The organism is Alkalihalobacillus sp. CinArs1 (genome assembly GCF_947387515.1).
In the GTDB taxonomy this organism is placed as follows: Bacteria; Bacillota; Bacilli; order Bacillales; family Guptibacillaceae; genus Guptibacillus.
This window is the reverse complement of record NZ_CANDOB010000003.1, coordinates 223,887-248,761: the sequence shown is the minus strand read 5'-3', so window position 1 is coordinate 248,761 and position 24,875 is coordinate 223,887. Positions and strand designations below refer to the sequence as shown.

Sequence of the window (24,875 nt, the reverse complement as noted above, 5' to 3'; positions counted from 1 at the left end):
ATTACGCTCCTTTTTGTGTAAATTAATTACAGGAGGCGTTTTACTTAAAGATAAATAAAATGCAAGGAAGGAGGGTTTTAAATCAACAAAAGAAAGACATTATTTTATTTATTGTCAGCAGCTCTATTTTTCGCAGGTATCATTCTTACTTCGATTAAAATGTTTGTTTTGGGTCTTATCCCACTCACATGCTTGCTTCTATTATACTTTCGAAACAAGGATTATCGTTCTTCAGTTTCTTTGTTTATATTCTTTTTGTTAGGGTTACTCATCTATCAGGTTGGGAGCACCTTTGTTCAAAAGCTAACTCTTTCTCAAGAGATGAAAGTTTTAATAAATAGAAGTTTCCTATTGTTTATCCTAATAAGCACCATTATTTCACTAAAGGTATCCAGGCAGAAACTACTCCTGTACTTACGTTTACCGAATTGGAAAGATCACATTATGATGCCATTCCATCAGATAAAGGTAGGATACTTCTTGCTTTTTGGATTGATTGGTTCGAGCATGATATTTTTACCGCTTCTCTTTCAGGAGGTGAGCTATATACGATCACTACTCCTATTTGGGGTTTTGTTTGCCCTTATAAACGCTACTTTGGAAGAAGTAATTTGGAGAGGTGTGATGTTATCAAGCTTAAAGAGGAGTGTTTCAACCTTATATGCTGTTTTGATAACAAGTGTTGGTTTTGGTCTCTTACATATATCAATCGGAATACCTGTAATAATGAGTATCTTATTCTCTTTTGGCGGGCTTTTTTATGCAATCGTTGTCATAAAATCAAGAAGTATTTACCCATCTATCGTGTTTCATATGCTTATTAATTTAGGTATGGTTTTTAATGGCTGGATTGTTTAACCTCATTCCATGCTTGCTTATTAAGGAGGCAACTGAATTAGCAAGTCTATGTAATGCCCCCTTAATAAATGGCTTTTTTCTCGGTAAGAGCAAACGGAATTTAGTTTTTTGAAGATAAATAAGAAGGCTTTGTTAGTGAACATGAAGGCGATGGAATAGATGGAGCATATTGGCTAAGGTGGACTAAGAAATAACAGCTTTCGGGAAAATGATGTTCAAGAAATCTCAAAGTCGTGTTGTTTAGAACTTCATCAACTTGGAAAAGAGACATTACCTCTTCCACAAGTGCGTTTAAAGCTTGTATCGAATGAGCGACCTCATCTGCAAATCGTTGCTGTGCTCGAAAACCAGAGGGTGTGAATCGAAGAAACCCTCGCATTGCTCTGTTTTTCGAAATATACACTTGAAATTGGTTCTGAATACTCTGTGCTTTCCTTATAAACTCAACTTCTATTGGATCAAGAATATCGATTAAGAGCGCGGCATGACCCACTTGATCCGTTAACCATAGGTCCATTAAGTCTAAAAGCGAAAGAGGGGGAGGAACCTTTCCTTCAATATAGAAAGTAAGCTGACGCAAATATTCCTGATTCTCATCTAACGTTCCATTAAAGTAAGATGGACTAAGGTTAATGTTAATTTCATTTCGAATTCTACGTCTCTGAACCTTCCCTTCAAAATTAAAGTAAGCTCTTGCTAATTTATATGCTTTTTGAGAGAAGGTTATCATAGCATCTGAGCTTGCGGATTCATCCGGTTTAATAGAAGTAAGCTGGGTCTGAAGCTCATCGAATGCTGCTGCAAACTGATTTGCTTCATTCACATAGGTGTGTTCACTAGGAGATAAGTAATCACGTACAAAGACTGCGTGATCAGAAAGAATTTCAATCCAGAAATGATGTTCCTGCCAAGGGGTAAGGAGTGTCTGGTTCATGTGATGTTCCTCCTTTAGCCATAGTCTTTTAATTAAAACTATGAAGCGTAGCTCAGGTTATACCAATTAACAAGGAAGTGAAGAAATGCAAGGCTATAATGTTCTAATGATTTATAACAAAGAGATGGACAAATTATTGATGTGTGAAAGGTTGAAAGATCCCTATAAAGGATTAAGTAATTTAGTAGGTGGAAAAATTGAAAGTGGTGAAAGGGGGATAGAAGCTGCATATAGAGAGCTTCACGAAGAAACAAGTATTTCCAACGAAGATATTACGCTTCATCATCTAATGGATTTTACCTACTATCATCAAGATTGTTACGTTGAAGTGTACGTTGGCAGATTAGATAGGGATGTAGCGGTCTCAGGAGATGAAAACGTTCTTTATTGGTCTGGTTTAGATCAAAACTTTTTTGATATGTCCTTATATGCAGGAGAAGGCAATATAGGTCATATGATACAGCAAGTGAACGGTGTAAAAGAAAAGCTGTTTTCAGCAGAAGATTCACTTAAATAGTTTCTATAAATGCACCACTTAAACATGTTTGGAGGATCAAATACATGAATCAATTGGGAACGCTATACTTTTTTTGTGGAAAAATGGGCGCAGGAAAATCAACAAAATCGAAACAACTAGCAAGAGATAAACGAGCGGTTTTGATATCTGAAGATGAATGGCTGTCTTCTCTTTATCCTAATCAGATCACATCATTTGAGGATTATCTGAAATTCTCAGCGCAGATCAAGCCATTGTTGAAGAAGCATGTCCAAAACTTGTTACATGTCGGTACAGATGTAGTAATGGATTTCGCAGCAAACACTCGAAAACAAAGGAAGTGGTTTTTGGATATTGCATCAGAGGTCGATACAAGCCATCAATTGATCTTCCTTAACGTAAACAATGATCAATGTTTACGTCAAATCGCACAAAGGCGTAACGAACAACCCGAAAGAGCAGCTTTTGATACGGAAGAGGTGTTTCATCATGTTACGTCATTTTTTGAAGCGCCAGAAGCATCAGAGGGGTTAACAATCGTAGAAGTGAGTAGCTAGTATGCAGTCCATCAAGTGCAAATAGGAGCGTTTAATCTATAAAGGACTTTGTCAGACAGATGGAGGTATATAATGAAATCTTTAGAGGGGAAAATTGCAATCGTCGCAGGTGGAACGAGAGGAGCTGGAAGGGGGATTTCAGTTAAGTTAGGTGAAGCGGGAGCTACAGTTTATGTAACAGGAAGAACAACTTCAAAGAGTCTATCTCCCATGAAGCGTAAAGAGACAATTGAAGAAACAGCTGACATGGTTACAAAATCTGGTGGATTAGGGATACCCGTCAGAGTCGATCATACCGTTGAATCTGAAGTCGTTGAATTGATGAATCTAGTAAAAAGAGAAAGTGGACGACTTGATATTTTAGTCAACGATGTATGGGGTGGGGATCCGTTAACAGAGTGGGGGAAGCCGATAGGCGAACATAGTTTATCAAAAGGACTCCAAATGCAAAAGCAGGCTGTAGAATCTCATATTATTACATCTCATCATAGTATTCCGTTGTTTAAAGAAAATAATGAAGGATTAATAATAGAGATTACCGATGGGGTTGATTATAAGCCACGGGGAAATTTTTATTACAGTTTAGCAAAAGTATCAACTATACATATGGCTCAGGCAATGGCAGATGACTTAATAGATGATAAAATTACCTCCATCGCTGTAACACCAGGATTTTTAAGGTCAGAAGCGATGCTTGAATTGATGGGAGTGACAGAAGAAAATTGGAAAGAAGGAGTGAAAGTAGATCAACATTTTATTGCATCTGAGTCGCCTTATTACATTGGTGAAGCAATTAAATGTTTAGCTTCTGATCCTGAAATAGCTAAGAAAACTGGAGGAGTATATAGTACATGGGAGCTTTCAGAGCAATATGGCTTTAAAGACATTGACGGAACACAACCCCATTGGGGGAATTATTTCAGGGATCATGTAAAAGATTAATATTTTTCAAAAGGCGCAAGCGTTGCCCGAAGGGGGCACGCTCTTTTTTTATCTCATCCTACTGTAGGGTGATTTATGATAAAATCAGAATAGTTTTGAAATAGGGATGGTAGAAAACTTAAAAATTAAGAAACAGATAGTTTTATAGAATGGAGAGAACCCATGATTAAATTCAGTAAACTTGATGAAGTAGAATTTAAAAGGTATATGGATTTCATGATCCCTGATCATGCGGATGAAATCACAAGAAACTTCAACTTAACAAAGGAACAAGCTTTAGAGGAATCAGAGATGATGATCACTGACATGTTTAAGGATGGATTAGCCACTGAGGGACAATATTTGTATAATGTTGTGGAAGCGTATTCAAATGAAAAAGTGGGAGTTCTTTGGTATAGCATTATTCCAGAGATTAATTCAGCATACTTATACCATATTTTAATAGATGAACAACATAGAGGAAAAGGGTTCGGAACTAAGACTATTGAAAAGCTTCAAAGTCAGCTAAGAGAATGTGGTGTGAAGTCAATCGGATTAAGTGTGTTTGGGAAAAATGATGGAGCTTATCGCTTATATAAGAAACTAGGGTACTCGAATACAAGGATATCAATGGAGAAAGTGCTGTAAGGAATCGATGAATTAAGAAAGAACATTACAGGCCAAGGACTTATAGAGTTATGAATTAATCATTCCTAAAAGTCTATTAGGAGGTTGTAAATGTTAGGCCTTAACAAAGGAGAAGTTGTCTTAGTAAATCATTCAGATGAGTGGAAGCAGTTATTCGATGAGGAAAGATCTCTGTTACACTCAGTTATTGGTACACATATTATTGATATTCAACAGATTGGGAGTACAGCAATCGATGGCATAGAGGCAAAGTCTATTATGGATATAATGGTCGGATTAAACTCTTTAGAAGATATTGATAAGTTTAATATGGAAAAATTAAAAGAAGTCGGCTACTATCATTTACCAAAAGTACGAATTGAAGGAAAAACCGTTTTTGCTAAGTTCACTGATCTTGAGAATCTAACGAAAACACATGTTGTTCATGTAGTTGAGTACCGAGGGGATTGGTGGGAAGAACATCTGTTTTTTAGAAACTACTTAAAAGAAAACCGAACGGCTGCTAAAGAATATGAGCAGCTCAAGAAACTTTTAGCAGAAAAGTACCCAAATGATGAGCGCTCCTATACGAATGAAAAGAAAAAGTTTGTAGAATCTATTTTAAAGATGAAAAAGCATGGATCATAATCGATCCATGCTTTTCTACTACTCTATTATTTTGTTGCTTCAAGAACGTCGATCACACCGTTGCCATAATAGAAAGAATCACCAAGTGGTTTCGCTGTGTCGTTAAGCTTTTGACGAACTTCAGCATTTGTTAAGCTAGGGTTGCCTGCAAGGATAAGTGCAGCTGCTCCAGCCACGTGAGGAGAAGCCATTGACGTTCCATTGAAGCTGTCGTAGCCATTACCAGGTACAGAGCTTAAAATGTTAACGCCTGGTGCCATTACTTCAAGCTCTGAGCCTACACTTGAGAACGATGCGCGTTTATTGTTAGAATCTACTGCGCCGACTGCCATTGCAGAAGAATATTTCGCCGGATATCCAATTGTGTTAAAGCCGAAGAACGTTCCACTGTTACCAGCTGCCGCAACAACTAACACACCTGAGTTGTAAGCATTGTCAGTCGCATTTTTAAGTGCAGTTGAACCAGAGCTGCCACCCAAACTCATGTTGATGACATCCATATTATTGTCCACTGCCCACTCAATTCCTTGAATGATGCCGCTGTAAGTGCCGCTACCAGAGCTATCTAGTACTTTTACAGCATAGAGACTAGCAGAGGGTGCTACACCAAGTACGCCAACACTATTATTTAGTCCAGCAACTGTACCTGCCACATGAGTACCATGTCCATTGCCGTCTGTAGTTGCGTCTGGTTCCTCAGCAACGAAACTTGCACCGCCGCTCACGTTCAGATCTTCGTGGCTAGCGTCAATTCCTGTATCTAGTATAGCAACTTTAACTCCAGAGCCAGTGTTTCCAGTCGCTTGAACTTGATCTGCTTTAATATGAGGGATGCCCCAAGGTGTTGTTTGACCAATCGCATGTGCTACTTGATCTTCTTCAACATATGACACGTTAGGGTTCTTTTTAAGAGCTTTTGCCGCTGGCTCAGGCAATGATACAAGCATCGTATCCATATGTTTAAACTTATGCTTAACCTGTCCGCCTAATTTCTGTATGTTTTTTATTTGAGCTTGATTAACGTTTGTTTTAAAACCAACGAGGAAGTTTTTAGGTCCTTTGTCAGCCGGTGCAGCTGATGCTGAAGGTGAAGAGAAACCGACCAATAAGGATAGAACAAGAGCCACGCTGAGAATGATGCTTAGTCTTCTTAATGTAACTTTCATTTCATTTCCTCCTATCGTGATTTTAGATGCAATAACAATCAAACTAAGTGCTCGTGATGGACAGATCCCGGGCCCGGATATGTATGTCAGAAAAGTTCGACTATTACGAATACTATCGTATCATGAGTTAGAAAATAATAGTATTGGGAAATATACGGTCGCTAAGAGAGGTTTAATAGGTTGTTAACCAATTCATTTCCCAACCTACATTCCGCAGAATAACGTTATATCAAAAATTTTAAGTTGAATTTCAAATGACGTGCATAAAAAGACCATCATCAAAGTAGAAAAATCGATTACATGAAATTAATAGGTATGAAAGAGATAATAAATGAAGGCATTTTACTATAATTAATCTTAAAAGTAGGCAGTTAAACTGAAATTGAGATTGAGAAAGGTGAGTAAATTGTAAGTAAGAATATAAGGAGATTAGAGAGGAAAAGAACAAGAATATGCATGCTTTTGTGGAAGTGTAAGGGATAAGATAAAAAATGCATGGATCGTAATGATCCATGCATTCCTGCTAATGTATTATCTGGTAGCTTCGTACACATCGATTACGCCGTTCCCATAATAGAACGAATCTCCAAGAGGGATAGCTGTATCAACAAGCTTCTGACGAACCTGTACGTTTGATAATCCAGAGTTGCCTGCCATAATAAGTGCTGCTGCTCCCGCAACATGTGGAGAAGCCATCGACGTTCCATTGTAGCTGTCATAGCTGTTTCCTGGAACAGAGCTTAATATGTTAACACCAGGAGCCATCACTTCTAGTTCAGAGCCAACGCTTGAAAAAGATGCACGGTTGTTGCTTGAATCTACTGCTCCTACTGCCATTACAGAAGCATATTTCGCAGGATAGCCGATCGTGTTCTTTTTGCCTCTTGTTCCTTCGTTGCCAGCTGCTGCAATCACTAATACACCTGAGTTGTATGCATTGTCATTAGCATCTTGAAGAGCAGTTGAACCGGAACTTCCGCCCAAACTCATGTTGATAACATCCATATTGTTATCGACTGCCCACTCGATTCCTTGAATGATGCCGCTATAGGTCCCACTTCCAGAGCTGTCTAGCACTTTTACTGCATAGAGACTAGCTGAATGCGCTACTCCAAGGACGCCTACTGTATTATTAAGTCCAGCAACCGTACCTGCAACGTGCGTTCCATGACCATTGCCATCTGTAAAGGCATCAGGCTCACTTGAAACGAAGCTTGCGCCGCCGCTCACGTTCAGATCTTCGTGGCTAGCGTCAATACCTGTATCTAAGACAGCAACTTTAACTCCAGAACCAGTGTTTCCAGTCGAATGAACTTGATCTGCTTTGATATGAGGGATGCCCCAAGGTGTTGTTTGTCCAATTGCATACGCCATTTGGTCTTCTTCAACATAAGATACATTTGGATTTTTCTTAAGGGCTTCAGCTGCTTTATCTGGCAACGAAACTAGCATCGTATCCATAAATTTATACTGATGCTTCACCTGTCCGCCTAATTTCTTAATGTTGTTAATCTGAGCTGTCTGAATGTTTGATTTAAAACCAACGAGGAAGTCTTTAGGCCCTTTGTCCACCGATGCAGCGGATGCAGAGGGGGTTGTAAAGTGTAAGTTACCAACCAGTAAAGACAGAACGAGAACCAGGCTAAATACAGCGCTTAATGCTCTTAATGTAACTTTCATTTCTTTTCCTCCAATCATGATTTTATTACAAATAACAATCAAACAATGTGCTCGTGCTGTTAACGTCCCGGGCCCGGATATGTATGTCAGAAAAGTTCGACTATTACGAATACTATGGTAACATGTGCCAAAGGATAATAATATTGGGAAATATGTAGCTGTTAAATGACTATTAAGAGGTTATTAAACAATTGTTTTCCCAATCTACAAACTAACTAAAAAGTGTTATGATAAAAGTTTTAAATGAAATTGACAATGAGCTTGAAAAGCAGGTTTGAATCAATTTGACTGGATCATATATTTGAAACTTTTTTAAATGATTTAACGTAAATAAATGGAAGTGATAAAAGGAGGTCATGGATGTTGTATGAACATAAGTTTGTAAAAATCGACTTGTCTTCTTTTAACAAACCAAGGGATGACTATCATGAAGTCATTTTTGAGCATGAAAAGGAAGGTTGGGAGTTAGTACAAATTTTCGCCCCAGGTACTAGGAGTTATGGAATGTCTGCTTTTTTTGAAGTCATATTCAAACGCAAAAAAGACTAAGGTGGATGGACTTGCCTTAGTTTTTTCGCTTTAAGGTATTTATTGTTAGAAATATCTATTTCACTCGTTTTGAAACCTATAGGAGGTCATTTAATTTGGATGATCAAGACTTGAGATATAAAGAATTTGATAAAGTATTAGATTTCCTTGAACAAAATAGGCTATTTAGTGGCGTAGTACTGTTATCAGAAGAAGGTATTCCATTTTACAACAGAGCGATAGGCAGGAGAACTGCAACAGAATTACATACTCAAGATTCAGTCTTTGAAATCGCCTCCATTTCAAAGAGTTTTACCGCAATGGCAATAATGATACTGATGGAAGAAGGAAAATTGAATTTAGAAGATGACCTAATAACGTATTTTCCTGATTTACCATACAAAAACATAACGATAAAAAATATGCTAACCCATACCTCCGGACTTCCTGATTATATGGAATGGTTTGAAACAGAAGGAAACTGGGATATTGAAAGAATTGCAACAAATAAAGATGTCGTTGCATTCTTAAAAGAAGAAGAGCCAGACGTTTTGTTTCCGGCAGATGATAAGTGGGAGTATTGTAATACAGGGTATGTATTGCTTGCAGAAATAATAGAAAAGGTTTCAAGAATGGAGTATGGAACGTTTTTGAAAACAAAGTTATTCAAACCTCTAAATATGGAGAACACAACAACACATTCACACTATCTAGACGGTAATCTTACAACACTTTCACAAGGTTACATATATGACTGGAAGCAAGATTTGTACAAGCTTCCAGAAGAAATGGAAGAACACAAATATGTATATTTTCTCGATGGTGTAAAAGGTGATGGAGGAATTAAATCGACCGTACTAGATTTATTGAAATGGGAGCGTTCTCTTTATCGTAATGTATTGGTATCCAAAAAGACTATGGAAAGTGTGATTAATCCAGTTTCAAAAAAAAACAGCCAAAAATCCATTGAATATTGTCATGGCTTGCATGAACAATTAGGCGGCTATGGCTTTGGTTGGAAGATTGAAGACCATCCTCACTATAAAAAGCTGATCCTTCACGATGGATATTGGGCAGGGTATTGTTCTGGATTAATTAGTTATAAAGATTACGATAAATCGATCATCATGTTAACTAATTTGGATTTTACGGATGATAAATTTAACAAGGTACCACATTTGCTGACTCTTCTATTAGAGAATATTTTATTTGGAGGAAAAGCAGATCTAAAAGAGTTTGAGGATTTGATACTGTCAACTCATGTAGGTAAGTGAGAGTAGTAATATGTCATAGCTAAATGTTTTAAAACAGCCACTCTAAAACTAGAGTGGCTGTTTTAATGTTAAAATAAATTTGAATATTCTGTTCTATAAATATAGAATAGTAGTGGGAGGGATAATATGGAATTATTTTCTGCAAGCACGAAGTTATCAAATGGAAAGTATAGTATCCAACTGGAAAGCTCTCTATTATGGGAATCTGCTTTAGGTATCGCTGCGATAACAAACGACTCGTTGGTTGATACTTTGGATATTTCTAAACAAAAACGAAAAGCAATCGAACAATCTCTATCCACAAGAATGCTTGAACAGCTTCGATTTGTAAAAAAACATAATACGTGGAAAACGCTTCTCCAGATTCTTCATCAGAAAGAGTTTGATCATCTTGACTCTTTTACAGATTATGTGGAGAGGTTATCAGCACATCAGCTGAAGACCATTTCAATTCCGTATTTAGGTCAAGAGTATTACAATTTGATCAATGAACTTTTGAATGGATCGGAAGATGCACTTCGTGAATTGCGGATGATCACGAAGCATCACCCTTTTCTTCCAAGCTATTTAGAATTTATAAATCAAGTTTCTGCTGAAAAGCTGAAAAAACATCTAATTGAAGTTATGACCGGGTGGTATGAAACGGTTATTGAACCTGATAAAAACAAGTTGAATGATATTCTTCTAAAGGACAAGGTTTCAAAAGAAAACATGCTAAATCGTCTAGAGCCTGAGGAGTTTATTAAGTGGGCTACTGACGGTGTTACTTACTCGAAGGAACCTGGTGTCCAAAAGGTTCTTCTTATTCCACACTATTTTTACCGACCTTGGAACGTTGAAGCAGACCTTGAAGGAGTCAAAGTATTTTATTATGCGGTAGCCAATGAAAGTATCTCAGATGAGAAATATATACCTAATAAACAATTGGTACAACGCTATAAAGCGTTAGGAGATGAAACACGTTTACGAATACTGAAAATGATTAAAGATGACCACTTATCTTTACAAGAGTTAACGCACGAGCTGAAGCTAGGTAAAACAACCGTTCATCATCATTTGAAGATCTTGAAATCAGCAAAGCTAGTATCTCAGGTTTCAAATCATAAATACGACATTAATCAAAGTGCCATTGACTTCTTACCTGCAGATTTAAGTCTGTATCTGGATAGTAAATAAGAAGGGGATGCCTATGAATAATTCGATTGTACGAATGGGATCAGAGGATAAAATTCCTGAGTTCAAAAAGAATTCCCAAGTATTTCGGTTTATCGGTGGTAACTTAGTATCCTTCTTCGGCGATCAAATCTATTTGATAGCGCTGCGGTTGATTGTACTAGCAATTACCGGCTCACCGCTTAGCATGGGAATCGTAGCAGCTCTTGAAAGGCTGCCAATCCTTATCCAGCCCTTTACTGGCGTATTGGCTGATAATTTTAATCGCAGAAGGATACTCTTGTTTTGTGATATAGGACGGTTTTTAACTGTAGGCTTTTTAGGTTTTTTATACATACTAAACTCCTTAACGATTTGGGAGATATACGGCGGGGCGTTGATTGTTGGTTTGTTGACCCAGGTGTAAAATACGTGTCAATTTGCTTCTGTTCCAAAGCTCGTCAAAAAGAAAGACCTTCAACTAGTCAACTCAATAAATACAGGTGTTTTCCAAGCAGCTGTGTTTGTTGCTCCTGGCTTAGGTGGAATCATGATTAGTATTTTTAATCCTGGTGTAGGGTTAATCATTAACAGCTTATCTTTTTTAATTGGTTTCATCGTGACGTTAAGTCTAAGTATTGATAGTAATATACAGAAAGAGAAAGTGAAGACAACAACAATCATTTCAGAAATTAAGGAAGGGTTTCGATTTGTTATTGATGTAAAACCAATTTTATACTCAAACGTAGCGATGCTCTTTTCAATCTTTGGAACCACTCTTTTCTTAACGATGCTTGTGATCCATCTAAAATCAACAGCACGGTTTGATGCAATTGAAATTGGTTTTCTTTTATCGATTGGTGGTGTTGCGGCTATTGGTGGTGCGTTAACGTCGAATTGGCTAAAGAAACATTTCAGTTACAGATCGATCCTTTTCACAGCAGGAGCTTTAGGTGGATTATCAATTATCGGGTTTGTAATGTATGATTCTTTCCTTTGGTTAGCAATCATGAATGCAGTTGGCACAGTATCTGCGGCAATTATGACACCTTGTATCGTCACGATACGTCAACATCTAAGCCCAGACAATCTCTTAGGACGAGTTCAAGCTTCTAGTCGTTTTATGACTTGGTTACTAATGCCGGTAGCGGCTTTAGTTGCAGGGCTAATAGCTGAGCAATACAGTACTACCCTAACGATATTAATTGGTGGAGTCGTTGCTACTGCTTCTTCCTTTCTTTATTTACATCCATCTTTAAAAAAAGCATAGGTTAGTCGTGTCTACTATCTATAAGAAAAAGGAGCGTTATTCTAACAAGGATGACGCTTTTTTTATGTCTTTTTTTGAAACATTTTCCAATTGTAATCGTAATGATTAACAAGGTGTAGGGGATTTCTACACTTTTATTAAACTAAATAGTATCCATCAAAGTCATTCATCAATAAATCTGTCCAATCAACTATAATTGAAAGGAGTCATCGCTTTGATTTATAAATTTGTTTTCGGTTTAGTGTTTCTACTTAGTACACTTGCAATTGCATTTTTACTAAGTAAAATTTCTTCCACATTCAGTAAGGTTTTAGAAAATACGCTAAGTAGTAAGGTTAAGTATATCTTTCTAGTATTCGTAACAATTTCGTTCGACATTGCTTTAGTTTTTCTTTTTTCTTGGAAAACTCAATGGAATTTCTTAGATTCCTGGTTCACATGTAGCGTACTATTAATAGCGATCGTTTGGCTTCCGGGCTACTTTAGACCATTCCATGAGAACGCTAGTAGAACTGTTGGTAATTTTAGTTCAAGATATCAATCAAATAATATCTTAATCTTTAAATTATCACAGCACCCATTTGTGATAGGAACCTTAATCGTTGGAATAACCGGAATCCTATCATCCGTCATTTTATATCTTCCATACTTGCTTTGAGAGGGAAAAAAGTATAGGTTAACAGCTTTCGCTTGTTTCTAACTTTCGTGATCGGACGGTGAATATACAATGTTTAAGTCATCCCAAATGAATAGTTTAATCCGAGTAGTAGGTTTATGGCTTATTTATCTTTACATAATTTACAACAACCAACACATTCCGGAAGGTGTCGGGACTACAATATTGTTCTCTTTGATTTCGGTATTTGTCGTGCTCATAACTGTATTGGACATCAAGCGAATTATGAAAAAAGGGTGAATACCCTCTTTAAGTGGGGAGCTTTCTAGAGTGAGAAATATCAATCGATATGAGGTGCGCTTATGACGAACTTAGTATTCTATCAAAACGCTTCAATGGTTGAACGATCAGAAATAGACATGTTAGTAGATCGATTAACAATAATGAAAGAACGAGAAGGAAATCCGATGGGTGTTGAGATAAAAGAGTTTGGAGATGCGGTTGCGTTCTCTGTGAAAAATATTCCTGGACCTTCTTTCAATACGATAAAAGGTGTTTCTGATAATAATGTTGAGGACATTGATGCGATGTTGGATTTTTACACTTGTAGAGGTATTCCTGCTCGATTTGAAATTACTCCCATCCAACCAACCACAGAGTTCCTAAGAGCTCTGAGTAATAAGGGTTATTTTCAATGTGGGTTTCATACCTCTCTTTACAGAACATTTGATATAGGCCGATCACCTAATGACGAGCAACAACCATCTTTGCACATCCAAGAAATGAGCAAAGATGATTTTTCTTTGTTTGGAGAGATCTATACAAAAGGGTTTGGTATGCCTCCGTTCATCAAAGAACATGTTACGGAAAATAACAAGATCCTATTAAATAACGGTAAGTGGACGTTTTACTTAGCAAGTGTAAAAGGAGAACCAGCTGGAGTAGGAGCGCTGTTCGTGCACAACGGTGTTGGTATTTTAGCTGCATCGACAACAGTGCCGGGTTTGAGAAATAAAGGGGTTCAAACTGCACTAATAAAAACCCGTTTAGAAAAAGCGAGTGAGTTAAACTGTTCATTCATAGTCGGACAAGCGGCATATGGGATGTCAGCCACAAAAATATGGAACGAGCAGGGTTAAAGATAGCTTATACAAATGCTGTTTGGGAAAAGTACAAGTGATACAGCTAGAAAAGGAGAAGCTCTTTTTTACACCGTATACATGAGAATGTTAGTGACAGAAGGGCATAAAGTGTTGTTGCAAGGTCGTAATACTGAGAAGTTGGCGCAAGTGGCGCGCGAACTTGGAGAAAATAATACAGAACAGTATGTGGCAGATTTATCTCAGATGAGTGAAGTGAAGAAGTAAGTATTTTGATAATGACATTGAAGAATTTGGAGAACCCCATCCTGATGCCCGTGATGATAAAAAGTGTGCAGCGCTTGTAAAGGAATTGGATGCCCTCATAGAAAAATAAAGAGGTCAGACGCTTGTTGAAACAAAAACTAGCGTCTGACCTCTTTTATATATACCTTCTTATTAAAATAGAGATTTAGTTTCAAATGGTTGAGTAATAACTTTGTTTCATCGCTAAATTTTGGTAGATAATTATGTTGCACTATATGTGAAATATTTCACAAAAGCATAATAAGTAAGGTTTAAAAGGGGGGAGAATATGAGGATAAAATCAAAATTAATTTCAGCTCTATTTTCCACATCGTTGACATGTGTTTACTGGTTGATAGAGGGTTTTCTAAATACTAATGCCCTGTTTGTAATCACTGGGTCTCTTTTCATTATGTTTGTGATCTTGTTTGCAGGAATTGGTAATGTAATCTACGGAATTCCAGTGTCGTATTTATCTGATTGGCTATCATCTAAAGTGCCATCATTTCGGTTCATTACAGCAGCGTCCATTCACGTTTCGCTAGCTTTTGCGACAATTATTGTCATTGATGAGGAGTATGTTCACTTCGCTATTGTAGCATCCATCTTTTTCTTTATAGTAGAGGAATTACAGCACATGAAGCAGAGAACGATTCAATTAAAATCGATGATCATGAATACGATGATTATCCTAACTGTAGTCATTGGGGTGCTTTTTTATGATTCTTACGTATTAATAGAGAAGAAGGCGAATGGAGATGAAGCAAAAACAAACATAACTCATCTTATCCCAGAGGGTTATGAAGGCCCTATATTACTTTTATACAACTTCGATGGAAGTTCAACAGTTAAAGAGGAAAGTAACCGAAGGGTTATCACAGTTTATATAGAAGAGGTGGTTTATACATATGTTGGTGACAAGCTACAATACGGCGAAGCAAAGACTTCGTTTGCAATGCCAAATGGTTTGATCGAGGATACGTATTTTTATCAATATGATGATGGTGAGCGTACGGTTATTAATGAAGATTGTATCTATAGAGGAAATACAGGAAGTGTTCATTTGTATGGAGAAGGTGAAGTAAACTATGAAACCATCCAAGTCACAAATAGCGGTTGTGGACTTGATTTTAAGAGAAACGGAAGTTATCACTACCATGAGCGAATTGATCAAGTTTTAAACGAGTTAGGCAACCGAAACAAATAGTGTAAGAAAATCATTATCATTGATAGCGGAAACGTATAAAAATGCTTACTGCTATAAATTTCCTTTTTGGTATAATGATAGTTGCTGCTATTCCGATACGTGCTGGTACATTTTATTAGTCCTCTGAAGAGGTCAATAATAAGGTGAGGGGGTGGCCGTCATTCAATTCCAACTATTAGGAGACAAATCAAAGATTGCAATTGAAGTATTGGGAAGAAAATATCCTGACTCTACCGATTATTGGGACGGTAATTGGATTGACTCTTACGTTTTACTAAAAATCCCTGGATACTCAGCTAAATTCCGTGCGAATGTAAGAACGAATGAATTATTGTCTTTTTTGGAAGAACTGAAAACGATGAATGAAACGTTAAAAGGAAAGGCAGTGCTCGAGAATATGGAAGACTTCATTCTACTCGAGGGGAGAATGGATGCATTAGGTAACGTGATGTGGTCTGGAGAAACCTGTTATCCAATGGGGACTGGGGCTATATTGAACTTTACATTTGAATCGGATCAATCATATTTAACGAAGTTGATAGAAGAATTGATTGTTGTAGTAGATAAGTTTCCAGTTATCGGGAAGCCGTGAAACCCATGGGTGAAGAGATTTTAAAATGATTTCAGGGGGAGAAGTAATGCAAATGTTGCAGGGAACTTATATGGATCATCTCCATACACTATCGACAGAGATCGGATGCCGTCCAGTCGGATCAGAGGCAAATCACGAGGCGTCCCATTATATTGAAGAAGTTTTAAGAAATGCTGAAATCAACGTAGACATTCAAGAATTTGAAGTACCAAACTGGCGGCTTAATGAAGCTTTTATTGAGGTTGATGGGTATCGTTTAGAGGCTCTAGCTAATGGTTTTTCTGAGTCAGTCGAGGTTTCGGGGTCAATCGTTTCTTTTTGCACAATTGAAGAACTCTCTGCATCACAAAACCTTCAAGGGAAGATCGCGTTATTATACGGTGAATTATCAAAAGAAAACTATGTTCCTAAAGGGTTTACAATTTATAATCCTGAACATCATCAAAGAGTGATTCAACTACTTGAAGAGAAAAATCCTTCAGCCATCTTATTTGTAAGAATGGAAAAAGAAATAAATCAACCGTTAATCAACGATTGGGACTTTTTCATTCCATCTTTAACGGTTTCTCCAGAAGTAGGTTTAACCATAAAAAATAGCCCTTCAACCTCCTCAGTAAAATGCGTGATAAAGAGTAGAAGAAAAGAAGGTAAAACGAAGAATATCATTGGGAAAATAAATGGGTATGGGACTGAAAAAATCATTCTTACTGCTCACTATGATACGGTGTTTAATACTGACGGAGCTTTCGACAATGCTTCAGGAGTGGCAGTTGTCCTCTCGTTAGCTGAAGAGCTTTCTAAGAGAAGTGATTGGCACACTAGTTTCGAGTTCATCTTTTTTAGTTCAGAAGAATTTCTCGGTCTAGGAGACGAGATTTATTTGAAGGCATACCGAAACGACCTTCCTCAAGCACTAGTCGCCATGAACTTTGATGGTATCGGTCAATCGCTTGGCACGAATAATGTTACACTCATGTCTGGATCAAATGAATTTGAAAGTTATGTAAAAGCGATCAAGGGAAAGTTTCCAGCTGTCCAATGGACAGCACCATGGTATGAGAGTAACCATTACACCTTTTTCTCAAATGGTGTGCCTAGTATCCCGTTCAGTAACTGTGGCGTTTTAAATCTATTACATACAGTAGACGATACGATTAAGTGGATCAGTAAAGATAAATTGACAGAAGTATTCTCACTTGCAAATGAGATTATAAAAAGTTTGCAAGGAAAAACGAGGGAATGGACATCAAAACCCCAATAAAAGGAATGCTTGGCAGACATACGGAGAACGGTCAGAGGGTATCAACCACTGACCGTTTTTATATGCCGAAACGTTTAAAGATTACAGAATTAAAGCTGTTTTCTCTTGCCATGATGCTGATTAGAATCCAATAAAATCAGGTTATGGTTGTTCTGGATAATCACAGTACTCAATAATCGTACCTTCTGTATCGGCAGGGTTTAAATAGATCAACCTTCTTCCATGCTTGTTGATTCGTAGCGTATCCTCTAAGGTTCGTATGTTTTGTTTCTTTAGTTCTTCTAACGCCTCATCTAGGTTATCAACGCGATATGCGATATGGTGGACGCCTTTTCCTTTTTGTTTCATAAATCTTGCGATTGGAGAAGTCGTGTTATTCGTAGGCATCAAGAGTTCAACGCGGCTATCGTCAATATCGATCACTGCGATCTCGCTCTCCACCCCTTGTGCCTCACTCCGGTAGTGATCGACAAGCGTACCTCCTAAAACGTTCGTGTAAAACGTAATGCTTTCATCGATGCGCCGAACGGCTATTCCTATATGATCAAGCTGTTTGTTCATTGTGAATGACTCCTTTATAGGTAATGGCATAATTTTAACATAAGGTTGCTAAAGGAGTGCATTGCCAGCGTTTGATTGTGAGCGGCGTCTTCATTATGTACAATAGCTAATGAAACTAAATTTATTCGAAAAGGTGTTCATAAATGAAATCATATGTTGTTATTGGTGCTGGAATTCTAGGAGCATCTACTGCCTATCATCTTGCGAAAGAAGGTGCCGACGTTACGATTGTCGATCGAGCCGATTCGGGTCAGGCAACAGATGCTGCAGCCGGCATCGTGTGTCCTTGGCTTTCACAACGACGCAATAAAATATGGTACAGGCTAGCGAAGGGCGGGGCGAAATATTACTCAGATTTAATCGAACAATTAACAGCGGAAGGGGAAACAGAAACAGGCTACAAAAAAGTTGGAGCCATCAGCCTACACACTGATGAGAAAAAGCTTGATAAGATGATCGAGCGCGCTCTGAAGAGACGTGAAGATGCGCCAGAAATTGGGGAGATAAGAAAGCTGACGACAGAAGAAACGAAAGCAATGTTTCCGCCGGTTTCAGAGGATTACCAGTCTGTGTATGTGAGCGGTGCAGCAAGAATTAATGGTGCAGCGCTTAGGAAGGCTCTTTTACGTGTTGCTAAAAAGTTCGGCGCAACTATGGTAGAAGGAAACGCACAACTACTGCATACAGCGGGTAATGTGACTGGTGTTAAGGTTTCGGATCGTGAGATAAAAGCAGATAACGTGATCGTTACTGCTGGAGCATGGGCGAACGAGCTGTTCGAACCACTCGGTTTATCATTTCAGGTAACATCGCAAAAAGCTCAGATCGTGCATCTTGATGTGCAGGAAGACACTGGGCAGTGGCCGGTCGTAATGCCTCCGAACGATCAATACTTGCTGAGCTTTGACGATGGTCGAGTGGTTGTCGGTGCAACGCACGAAAACGATGTAGGATTTGATAAACGAGTGACAGCAGGTGGGTTACATGAAATCTTTAGTAAAGCACTACAAGTAGCTCCAGGTCTTAGCGATAGTACGATGGTCGAGGCGAAAGTAGGGTTTCGTCCATTTACACCAGGTTTTCTCCCTGTGTTTGGTCATGTTCCAGAAACAAGTGGTCTACTAGCGGCTAACGGACTAGGAGCATCTGGATTGACGGTTGGACCATACTTAGGTCTAGAGCTTGCGAGAATGGCGATGGGAAAAGAAACGGAATTATCTCCACTCGATTATGATCTTTCTGAAGCCATAACAAGGTTGGATTAGTGTAGCATAGGAAGGTTTCTCAACTCGTGTATAGAAGAGATAAAGAATCAGCCCTTGTCAGTAAAGGAGTGGTCAAGATTAGATGGTTTGCGTTACTAACGTTGCTTATGGTAACCGCATGCGCTTCATCAGATGAGCAGACAACTGCGCCAAATGAAGGATCTGCCGACGTTATCGTTGAAAACCTGCAGATTCCATGGGAAATCGTGAAGTCAGGTGAAACATTCTATATGACTGAAAGAGAAGGAACGATCGCGAAGTATGAAGACGGCAAGCTAGACCGCGAGGAGATCATGCTCGATAAGCCTTTACTAACGAAAGGAGAAGGTGGCTTGCTTGGTATAGAACTCTATCCGGATTTTTCTGAATCAGGGAAAGCGTTCGTCTACCATACGTATGAAGAGGATGGGCAAACAGTAAACAGAGTGATAGAAGCGACCAAAAGTGATAACGGATGGAATGAAACGAATGAATTGATAAGCGGGATACCTGGGTCTCTTTATCATAACGGAGGAAGAATCAAGATTGGTCCAGATGAGAAGGTATATATCACGACTGGCGATGCTACGAACCCTGATCTAGCTCAAGATAAAACGAGCCTTGCTGGAAAAATCCTTAGAATGAATCAAGATGGTTCGATACCAGATGATAATCCCTTTGCAAATTCCTACGTCTATTCATATGGTCATCGTAACCCACAAGGTTTAGCGTGGGATGATGGTGGCCAGCTGTATTCTTCTGAACACGGAGATTCAGCTCATGATGAAATCAACAAGATCGTACCAGGAGAGAATTACGGGTGGCCGGTTATTGAAGGAGACGAAGAACAAGAGGGGATGACCTCTCCAATGTATCACTCTGGTAAGGATACTTGGGCCCCTTCAGGAATCGTAATAAAGGATCAAACGCTCTATGCTGCAACGTTAAGGGGGAATGAAGTCCGCTCCTTTGCTCTTGATGAAAACAACAGTGAAACGGTTATTTCTGGTTTTGGAAGACTTCGGTCATTGTATTATGATGATTCCCTTTATGCAGTCACGAACAATACAGACGGCAGAGGGAATGCGTCCGAGAAAGATGATCGGTTCATTGAGATCCAACTAAATAAGTAATGCCATATATCGTCATCTCAATTCGTTTGAGATGACGATTTTTTATGTAGTTTGTTGAAAAGAGACGTAAGGCTTCATGTTGGATCTAAAAAGTTACATAATCCGTGTTGATATGGAGCATCGTTGGCAGATTTGATAAACCCTGACTGTTTTTAAGAACCTTTGTCATCATGCAGGAAATTCCATATGAAGGCATTGAATAGAACTGTAATACATTTGGGGAGGACTGGCAGTAATGAATAATCATCTGATGATTTCTGGTGTTGCTGACCTGTTTAAAGTGACCAAACATACATTGAAGCAGTGGGAGAATCAATTCTCTGCATTCCTTGAAATTCCACGTGATGAAAACAATTCTCGTACTTATACGGATAGAGATCTAGAAATCCTTTACTTGATCACCAACATGAAAGCGAGTAACACAGATGATGATGCGATTTCGTTAGCACTCGAACAGCACATTATTGAACTCCAAGAACAAAAAGCAATCGATGAATTTAATCAAGCTGCAGAGCTCAAGCGACAGGAGATTGAAAGGGAAAAAGAGCTGCAAGCACAGGTTGAAGAAGTAGAGAAAGTTGAAGAATCGGTAGTTTACTCAACGTATGAAGACCAAGAAGAAATAAAAGAATCATTATCAAAAATCGTTTCGTTTGTTGAATCGGAAGAAGTCAAGCAATTGCTGAAGATGGATAAGACGGTTAAGAAGATGGAAAAAGATATCGTTCATCAGATTCATGAAATCGTCCATGAAGAAATTGCGACTGCTTCTGATGCTCATGCGTCTATGAATCAACTAGAACTTAACGCGATTGGCAAAAAGATCGATGATTTAACGGATGTTTCTGCGGAGGAAAGAGCGTTCTACCAGGAAGAAGTTGAAAAGGAACGGAAAGTAGCTGCTGCACACATGTCGGAGCGAGAAGAGCGTTTAATGGCTATCGTTCAAAATCGTTTTCGAAATGAAGAAACGCAGGTAAAAAGGAATGAAGCTGATTCGAAATGGGGTGTAGGTAAGATTAAGCACATCTTGGGCTTTGTGAGGTAGAGAGAAGTAGAAACTTGATAGGGGGAAAATCGATGGAACATGCTAAAGTCATGTTTTCCATTCTTAGTCTTCTCATCGCTGCCACGTTCGCTGCCCTATATATTTATATATTTTCACTTCATACAGAAATGGAAGGGTCGAAGGCAAGTGCAACAGAGGTGTCTGCCGCATCATTTCCTACTGAATATCAGTTTGTAGAAGATTTTGTTTCAGATTTTCATGCTTTTTATAATAGAACGACCGGGTATGGGATGATCGAGAGAGTCGAAATGGAAGATCAAGAGAAACATGCTGAGGCAGTTACTGCCTACATCAATATCTTCCTCGAAAATGGTGTGGAGCATCATGATCTAAAAGTAGATTTACAAGCGATCAAAATGATCGCGAGCAGTGAGCTCGATGAAGCCGACGTGAGGCTCCTTCACCGTTATTTTCACGATCTTGATAAAGCAATGAACGGATACGATCATCCAGATACGTTCGGTGTGACCGAAACGTTCGGTGGAGAATACAATCATGAATGAAGTCATAGGTATGGCGACGTAGAAGCGATGTTTTATGAAGTGATAAAACATCGCTTTTCGAATTGTCTGTCAACACCTTGTGCGATTTCCTTTTGTTGGATAAACTAGTTAAAAAGGCACATGAGAGGGGAATCTATGAAAACAAAAACGGTGGTTGTCTGGCTTGGCGTAGCATCGATACTGACGCTTGCGTTAACAGCATATTATATTTTTTCCTTGGATAAGGAAGTGAAGTCAACGCAAGGTAGTTTTGTAGCCACCCCGAATGAAGCGGTGGCGCAAGATGAGAGGTTATCGACTGAAGAGCTAAGAGAATTAGAAGCTAAAGTGATTTCTGAACCACAGTTTGATAACATTAAAGAGTTTATTTCTCTTACGCACGGGTTTTATAACGAAACAGCTGGATACGGTGGTATAAAAGATTTAGATGATAACGTACAAAGTGAAAAAGCAATCAACGTCATCATTCATGCAAACCATTACATAGAGACAGAATCAGAAAACAAAGATCTCGTAAAAGATTTAAAAGAGATTAAAACGTACGCACTTCGTTATCTTGAAAAACCTGGTGCAAACCACATTAAGAAACTCCATCGTTATTTTCATGATTTAGATATCGCCCTAAATCAGTACAATGGTCATGACAAGGTGTGGGGCGTGACAGAGCTTTACGGGAAAGGAAGATAAAAAAAGTCACCATCATGGTGACTTTTTTCTATTAATCTTCGTCTTTCATATCTTCATCGTCTTCACCTAGGTACTCTTCGTCAGTTTCAAAGAGCAACCCGGTTTGACATGATTGACAATCTCTAACACATTGATTAAAGCTGAATGGAAATAACCTACGACAGACAGATGAACAGAATCTTGAACAGTCCCCTCTCGATTCTCCACCTGTATTCGAGCTATAAGAACGGTCGCTCGCAAGGCGAGGACGCTGAGGCAGTCTCTTAAAATAAGGTTTGCTATGCTTCACAAAATCCACCTCCTTACGTTACTAGAGTATGCAAGAGGAAGAGGACATGCTAATACTCTTAATGAAAAAGTTGACAAGTCAGGCTTTATCATCCATTCGTTTTATTGATACACTTAGTATAAAAATGTGAGAGGTGAAGGTATGAGTGAAGATGGAAAGAATCAATTCGTGAATAAGCTGATCGATGAAAAGTCGCCGTATTTACTTCAGCACGCACACAATCCCGTCGATTGGTATCCATGGGGAGAGGAAGCGTTCGAAAAAGCGAAGCGTGAAAATAAGCCAGTGTTGGTGTCGATCGGTTATTCGACGTGTCATTGGTGTCATGTGATGGAGCGGGAGAGCTTTGAAGATGTTGAAACAGCGAAACTCTTAAACGAGCGGTTCGTAGCGATCAAAGTAGATCGGGAAGAACGCCCAGATATCGATTCGATCTATATGAAAGTTTGTCAGGGATTAACAGGACAAGGTGGCTGGCCGCTCAATGTCTTCGTAACTCCAGATCAAAAGCCATTTTATGCAGGAACATATTTTCCTAAAGAAAGCCGGTATAACATTCCTGGTTTTAAGGATGCGATCATGCAGCTCTCTGAACAGTACAAGTCGAATCCAGAGAAGATTACGAGAATCGGCGATCAAATCACGCAGTCTCTTCAAGAACGAATGAAGTCAGAAGGTTCTTCTCTTTCTGAAGAACCGCTTCATACAGCCTTTGACCAGATGCAAAATATGTTTGATACAATTTTTGGTGGATTTGGGACGACGCCTAAATTCCCTTCTCCACACATGCTGATGTACTTGTTACGCTATGCGCGTACATTTGATAATGAATTGGCTACGACGATGGTAACGAGGACGCTCGATGGGATGGCAAACGGCGGCATTTATGATCACATTGGGTATGGTTTTGCTCGCTATGCCGTCGATCAAGAATGGCTTGTGCCACACTTTGAGAAGATGCTCTATGACAATGCGATGCTCGCGATGACCTATACAGAAGGGTATCAAGCGACTGGAAACGAACGTTATAAGGAAATTGCGCAACAAGTCCTCGAGTATGTAAAAAGGGATATGACTTCAAACGAAGGTGCATTCTACTCTGCAGAAGATGCCGACTCCGAAGGTGAAGAGGGGAAATTTTACGTTTGGACAAAAGAAGAAGTCATAAAAGTTCTTGGAGAGGAAGTAGGAGAATTCGTTGCTTCGACTTACGATGTGACTGAAAAAGGGAATTTTGAAGGTAAAAACATACCGAACTTGATAAAAACTACGATAACAAAGCAGGCTGAGACACACGGCTATTCAGAAGAGGAGTTTCGCTCGATTCTAAGTGAAGCTAGGAAGAAGCTGTATACTGAACGAGAGAAGCGTGTTCATCCCTATAAGGACGATAAGATCTTAACAAGTTGGAACATGCTGATGCTCGCTGTATTCGCAAAAGCTGGCAAAGTATTTGATAACGATGAATACAAAGAATATGCTGCACGAGCCTATTCGTTCATTGAAAAAAACCTTGTTGTTGAAGGCCGCCTTATGGCTAGATATCGAGATGGGGAAGTAAAACATAAGGCTTTCCATGATGATTATGCGTATGGACTTTGGGCTCTTAATGAACTATATGAAGCAAGCTTCGAAACGACGTATCTAGTAAAAGCGAAGCACATGGCAGATGAGATGAACCGTTTATTCTGGGATGAAGAAGTAGGCGGCTTCTATCTTTACGGCCATGACGCAGATGAATTGATTGCAAGACCAAAAGACGTCCATGATGGGGCGTTGCCGTCTGGAAACAGCGTTGCGGCTCTTCAACTCCTAAGACTCTCAAAGCTAACAGGTGAAACGAAGTATGAAGAATGGGGAAATAAAATGTTCACAGCATTCGCAGGAGATGTATCCTCGTATCCAAGTGGACATGCCTATTTCTTAATGAGTAAGCTGCTCACAGTTTCTTCTCCGAAGGAAGCAGTTGTGATCGGTGATAAAGAGGACGAGAAGACAAGGAAAGTACAGACATTTTTCCAACGTGAATTTTTACCTGAACTTACGGTTCTTGTAACTGATGATCCTAGTAAATTACGAGAAGCGGCAACATTTGCTTCTGAGTTTGAAAAGCAGAGAGAAACAGTGGTTTATCTCTGTGAGAACTTTACGTGCAGTATGCCGACATCAGAAATTGATCACATTATAAATAAGCTAAAATAGAGTAAAGCTATCGGG

24 protein-coding genes and 1 pseudogene are annotated in these 24,875 nt (G+C 38.9%); 20 read left to right on the top strand and 5 right to left on the bottom strand.

All coding sequences use genetic code 11. From position 1 onward, the window contains the following. Window positions 1-159 precede the first annotated feature (159 nt). Complete coding sequence (locus PFZ69_RS20990) at window positions 160-858, top strand: CPBP family intramembrane glutamic endopeptidase (RefSeq protein ID WP_333489747.1); 699 nt, start codon at window positions 160-162, stop codon at window positions 856-858. Window positions 859-958: 100 nt separating this feature from the next. On the opposite strand, the gene PFZ69_RS16970 is transcribed toward PFZ69_RS20990, so the two are convergent. Next, window positions 959-1,792, bottom strand: a complete 834-nt coding sequence (locus PFZ69_RS16970) for a DUF2935 domain-containing protein (protein ID WP_270182286.1) — start codon at window positions 1,790-1,792, stop codon at window positions 959-961. An 85-nt stretch (window positions 1,793-1,877) separates the two neighbouring features. Between PFZ69_RS16970 and PFZ69_RS16965 the strand changes: the two genes are divergently transcribed. The 5 genes from PFZ69_RS16965 to PFZ69_RS16945 all read left to right on the top strand — a co-directional run bounded on the left by PFZ69_RS16965 (window position 1,878) and on the right by PFZ69_RS16945 (window position 5,041). After that, window positions 1,878-2,309, top strand: a complete 432-nt coding sequence (locus PFZ69_RS16965; protein ID WP_270182285.1) for an NUDIX hydrolase — start codon at window positions 1,878-1,880, stop codon at window positions 2,307-2,309. A 44-nt stretch (window positions 2,310-2,353) separates the two neighbouring features. Then, complete coding sequence (locus PFZ69_RS16960) at window positions 2,354-2,845, top strand: AAA family ATPase (RefSeq protein ID WP_270182284.1); 492 nt, start codon at window positions 2,354-2,356, stop codon at window positions 2,843-2,845. A gap of 72 nt (window positions 2,846-2,917) precedes the next feature. Continuing rightward, entirely contained in the window at window positions 2,918-3,787 is an 870-nt protein-coding gene (locus tag PFZ69_RS16955) for an SDR family oxidoreductase (protein WP_270182283.1), read from the top strand. A 162-nt stretch (window positions 3,788-3,949) separates the two neighbouring features. Beyond that, window positions 3,950-4,414: a GNAT family N-acetyltransferase gene (locus PFZ69_RS16950; protein ID WP_270182282.1), complete on the top strand. Its 465-nt coding sequence runs from the start codon at window positions 3,950-3,952 to the stop codon at window positions 4,412-4,414. 90 nt (window positions 4,415-4,504) lie between these two features. Then, window positions 4,505-5,041 (top strand): GrpB family protein, encoded by a 537-nt coding sequence (locus PFZ69_RS16945; protein WP_270182281.1) that lies wholly within the window; start codon window positions 4,505-4,507, stop codon window positions 5,039-5,041. 26 nt (window positions 5,042-5,067) lie between these two features. On the opposite strand, the gene PFZ69_RS16940 is transcribed toward PFZ69_RS16945, so the two are convergent. Continuing rightward, the gene (locus PFZ69_RS16940; RefSeq protein ID WP_270182280.1) at window positions 5,068-6,207 is read right to left on the bottom strand and encodes a S8 family peptidase; all 1,140 of its coding nucleotides are present in this window, start codon (window positions 6,205-6,207) and stop codon (window positions 5,068-5,070) included. Between the two features lie 531 nt (window positions 6,208-6,738). Continuing rightward, window positions 6,739-7,887, bottom strand: coding sequence for a S8 family peptidase (locus PFZ69_RS16935; RefSeq protein ID WP_270182279.1), 1,149 nt, complete (start codon window positions 7,885-7,887; stop codon window positions 6,739-6,741). 360 nt (window positions 7,888-8,247) lie between these two features. Here PFZ69_RS16935 and PFZ69_RS16930 point away from each other — a divergent pair, with 360 nt between their 5' ends. The 8 genes and pseudogenes from PFZ69_RS16930 (at window position 8,248) to PFZ69_RS16895 (ending at window position 17,172) form a co-directional block, all read left to right on the top strand. After that, the gene (locus PFZ69_RS16930) at window positions 8,248-8,436 is read left to right on the top strand and encodes a DUF4177 domain-containing protein (protein ID WP_333489746.1); all 189 of its coding nucleotides are present in this window, start codon (window positions 8,248-8,250) and stop codon (window positions 8,434-8,436) included. Between the two features lie 95 nt (window positions 8,437-8,531). Then, window positions 8,532-9,689, top strand: a complete 1,158-nt coding sequence (locus PFZ69_RS16925) for a serine hydrolase domain-containing protein (protein WP_270182278.1) — start codon at window positions 8,532-8,534, stop codon at window positions 9,687-9,689. A gap of 126 nt (window positions 9,690-9,815) precedes the next feature. Beyond that, the gene (locus tag PFZ69_RS16920) at window positions 9,816-10,865 is read left to right on the top strand and encodes an ArsR/SmtB family transcription factor (RefSeq protein WP_270182277.1); all 1,050 of its coding nucleotides are present in this window, start codon (window positions 9,816-9,818) and stop codon (window positions 10,863-10,865) included. Window positions 10,866-10,872: 7 nt separating this feature from the next. After that, a pseudogene (locus PFZ69_RS16915) lies at window positions 10,873-12,111 on the top strand (MFS transporter). A gap of 978 nt (window positions 12,112-13,089) precedes the next feature. After that, window positions 13,090-13,866 (top strand): GNAT family N-acetyltransferase, encoded by a 777-nt coding sequence (locus tag PFZ69_RS16910; RefSeq protein WP_270182276.1) that lies wholly within the window; start codon window positions 13,090-13,092, stop codon window positions 13,864-13,866. A gap of 535 nt (window positions 13,867-14,401) precedes the next feature. Beyond that, window positions 14,402-15,319 carry a DUF6843 domain-containing protein gene (locus tag PFZ69_RS16905; RefSeq protein ID WP_270182275.1) on the top strand — a complete coding sequence of 306 codons (918 nt, stop codon included), beginning with the start codon at window positions 14,402-14,404 and terminating at the stop codon, window positions 15,317-15,319. Window positions 15,320-15,470: 151 nt separating this feature from the next. Further along, window positions 15,471-15,911, top strand: coding sequence for a WapI family immunity protein (locus tag PFZ69_RS16900; RefSeq protein WP_270182274.1), 441 nt, complete (start codon window positions 15,471-15,473; stop codon window positions 15,909-15,911). A gap of 46 nt (window positions 15,912-15,957) precedes the next feature. Beyond that, window positions 15,958-17,172, top strand: a complete 1,215-nt coding sequence (locus PFZ69_RS16895; RefSeq protein ID WP_270182273.1) for a DUF4910 domain-containing protein — start codon at window positions 15,958-15,960, stop codon at window positions 17,170-17,172. A 141-nt stretch (window positions 17,173-17,313) separates the two neighbouring features. Here the strand turns inward: PFZ69_RS16895 and mce are convergent, their stop codons facing one another. Beyond that, window positions 17,314-17,733 carry a methylmalonyl-CoA epimerase gene (gene mce / locus PFZ69_RS16890; protein ID WP_270182272.1) on the bottom strand — a complete coding sequence of 140 codons (420 nt, stop codon included), beginning with the start codon at window positions 17,731-17,733 and terminating at the stop codon, window positions 17,314-17,316. 143 nt (window positions 17,734-17,876) lie between these two features. Between mce and PFZ69_RS16885 the strand changes: the two genes are divergently transcribed. The 5 genes from PFZ69_RS16885 to PFZ69_RS16865 all read left to right on the top strand — a co-directional run bounded on the left by PFZ69_RS16885 (window position 17,877) and on the right by PFZ69_RS16865 (window position 22,369). Continuing rightward, window positions 17,877-18,998: an NAD(P)/FAD-dependent oxidoreductase gene (locus PFZ69_RS16885; protein ID WP_270182271.1), complete on the top strand. Its 1,122-nt coding sequence runs from the start codon at window positions 17,877-17,879 to the stop codon at window positions 18,996-18,998. Window positions 18,999-19,024: 26 nt separating this feature from the next. Then, window positions 19,025-20,110: a PQQ-dependent sugar dehydrogenase gene (locus PFZ69_RS16880; protein WP_270182270.1), complete on the top strand. Its 1,086-nt coding sequence runs from the start codon at window positions 19,025-19,027 to the stop codon at window positions 20,108-20,110. Between the two features lie 235 nt (window positions 20,111-20,345). Continuing rightward, on the top strand, window positions 20,346-21,158 hold the full coding sequence (locus PFZ69_RS16875; RefSeq protein WP_270182269.1) for a MerR family transcriptional regulator: 813 nt from the start codon (window positions 20,346-20,348) through the stop codon (window positions 21,156-21,158). Between the two features lie 32 nt (window positions 21,159-21,190). Beyond that, window positions 21,191-21,682 (top strand): hypothetical protein, encoded by a 492-nt coding sequence (locus PFZ69_RS16870; protein ID WP_270182268.1) that lies wholly within the window; start codon window positions 21,191-21,193, stop codon window positions 21,680-21,682. 135 nt (window positions 21,683-21,817) lie between these two features. Further along, complete coding sequence (locus tag PFZ69_RS16865; RefSeq protein WP_270182267.1) at window positions 21,818-22,369, top strand: hypothetical protein; 552 nt, start codon at window positions 21,818-21,820, stop codon at window positions 22,367-22,369. 31 nt (window positions 22,370-22,400) lie between these two features. On the opposite strand, the gene PFZ69_RS16860 is transcribed toward PFZ69_RS16865, so the two are convergent. Then, entirely contained in the window at window positions 22,401-22,658 is a 258-nt protein-coding gene (locus PFZ69_RS16860; protein ID WP_270182266.1) for a hypothetical protein, read from the bottom strand. A 141-nt stretch (window positions 22,659-22,799) separates the two neighbouring features. On the opposite strand from PFZ69_RS16860, the gene PFZ69_RS16855 reads away from it, so the two are divergent. Then, a complete protein-coding gene (locus PFZ69_RS16855) occupies window positions 22,800-24,860 on the top strand; it encodes a thioredoxin domain-containing protein (protein WP_270182265.1) in 2,061 nt (686 codons plus the stop codon). Window positions 24,861-24,875: the final 15 nt, after the last annotated feature.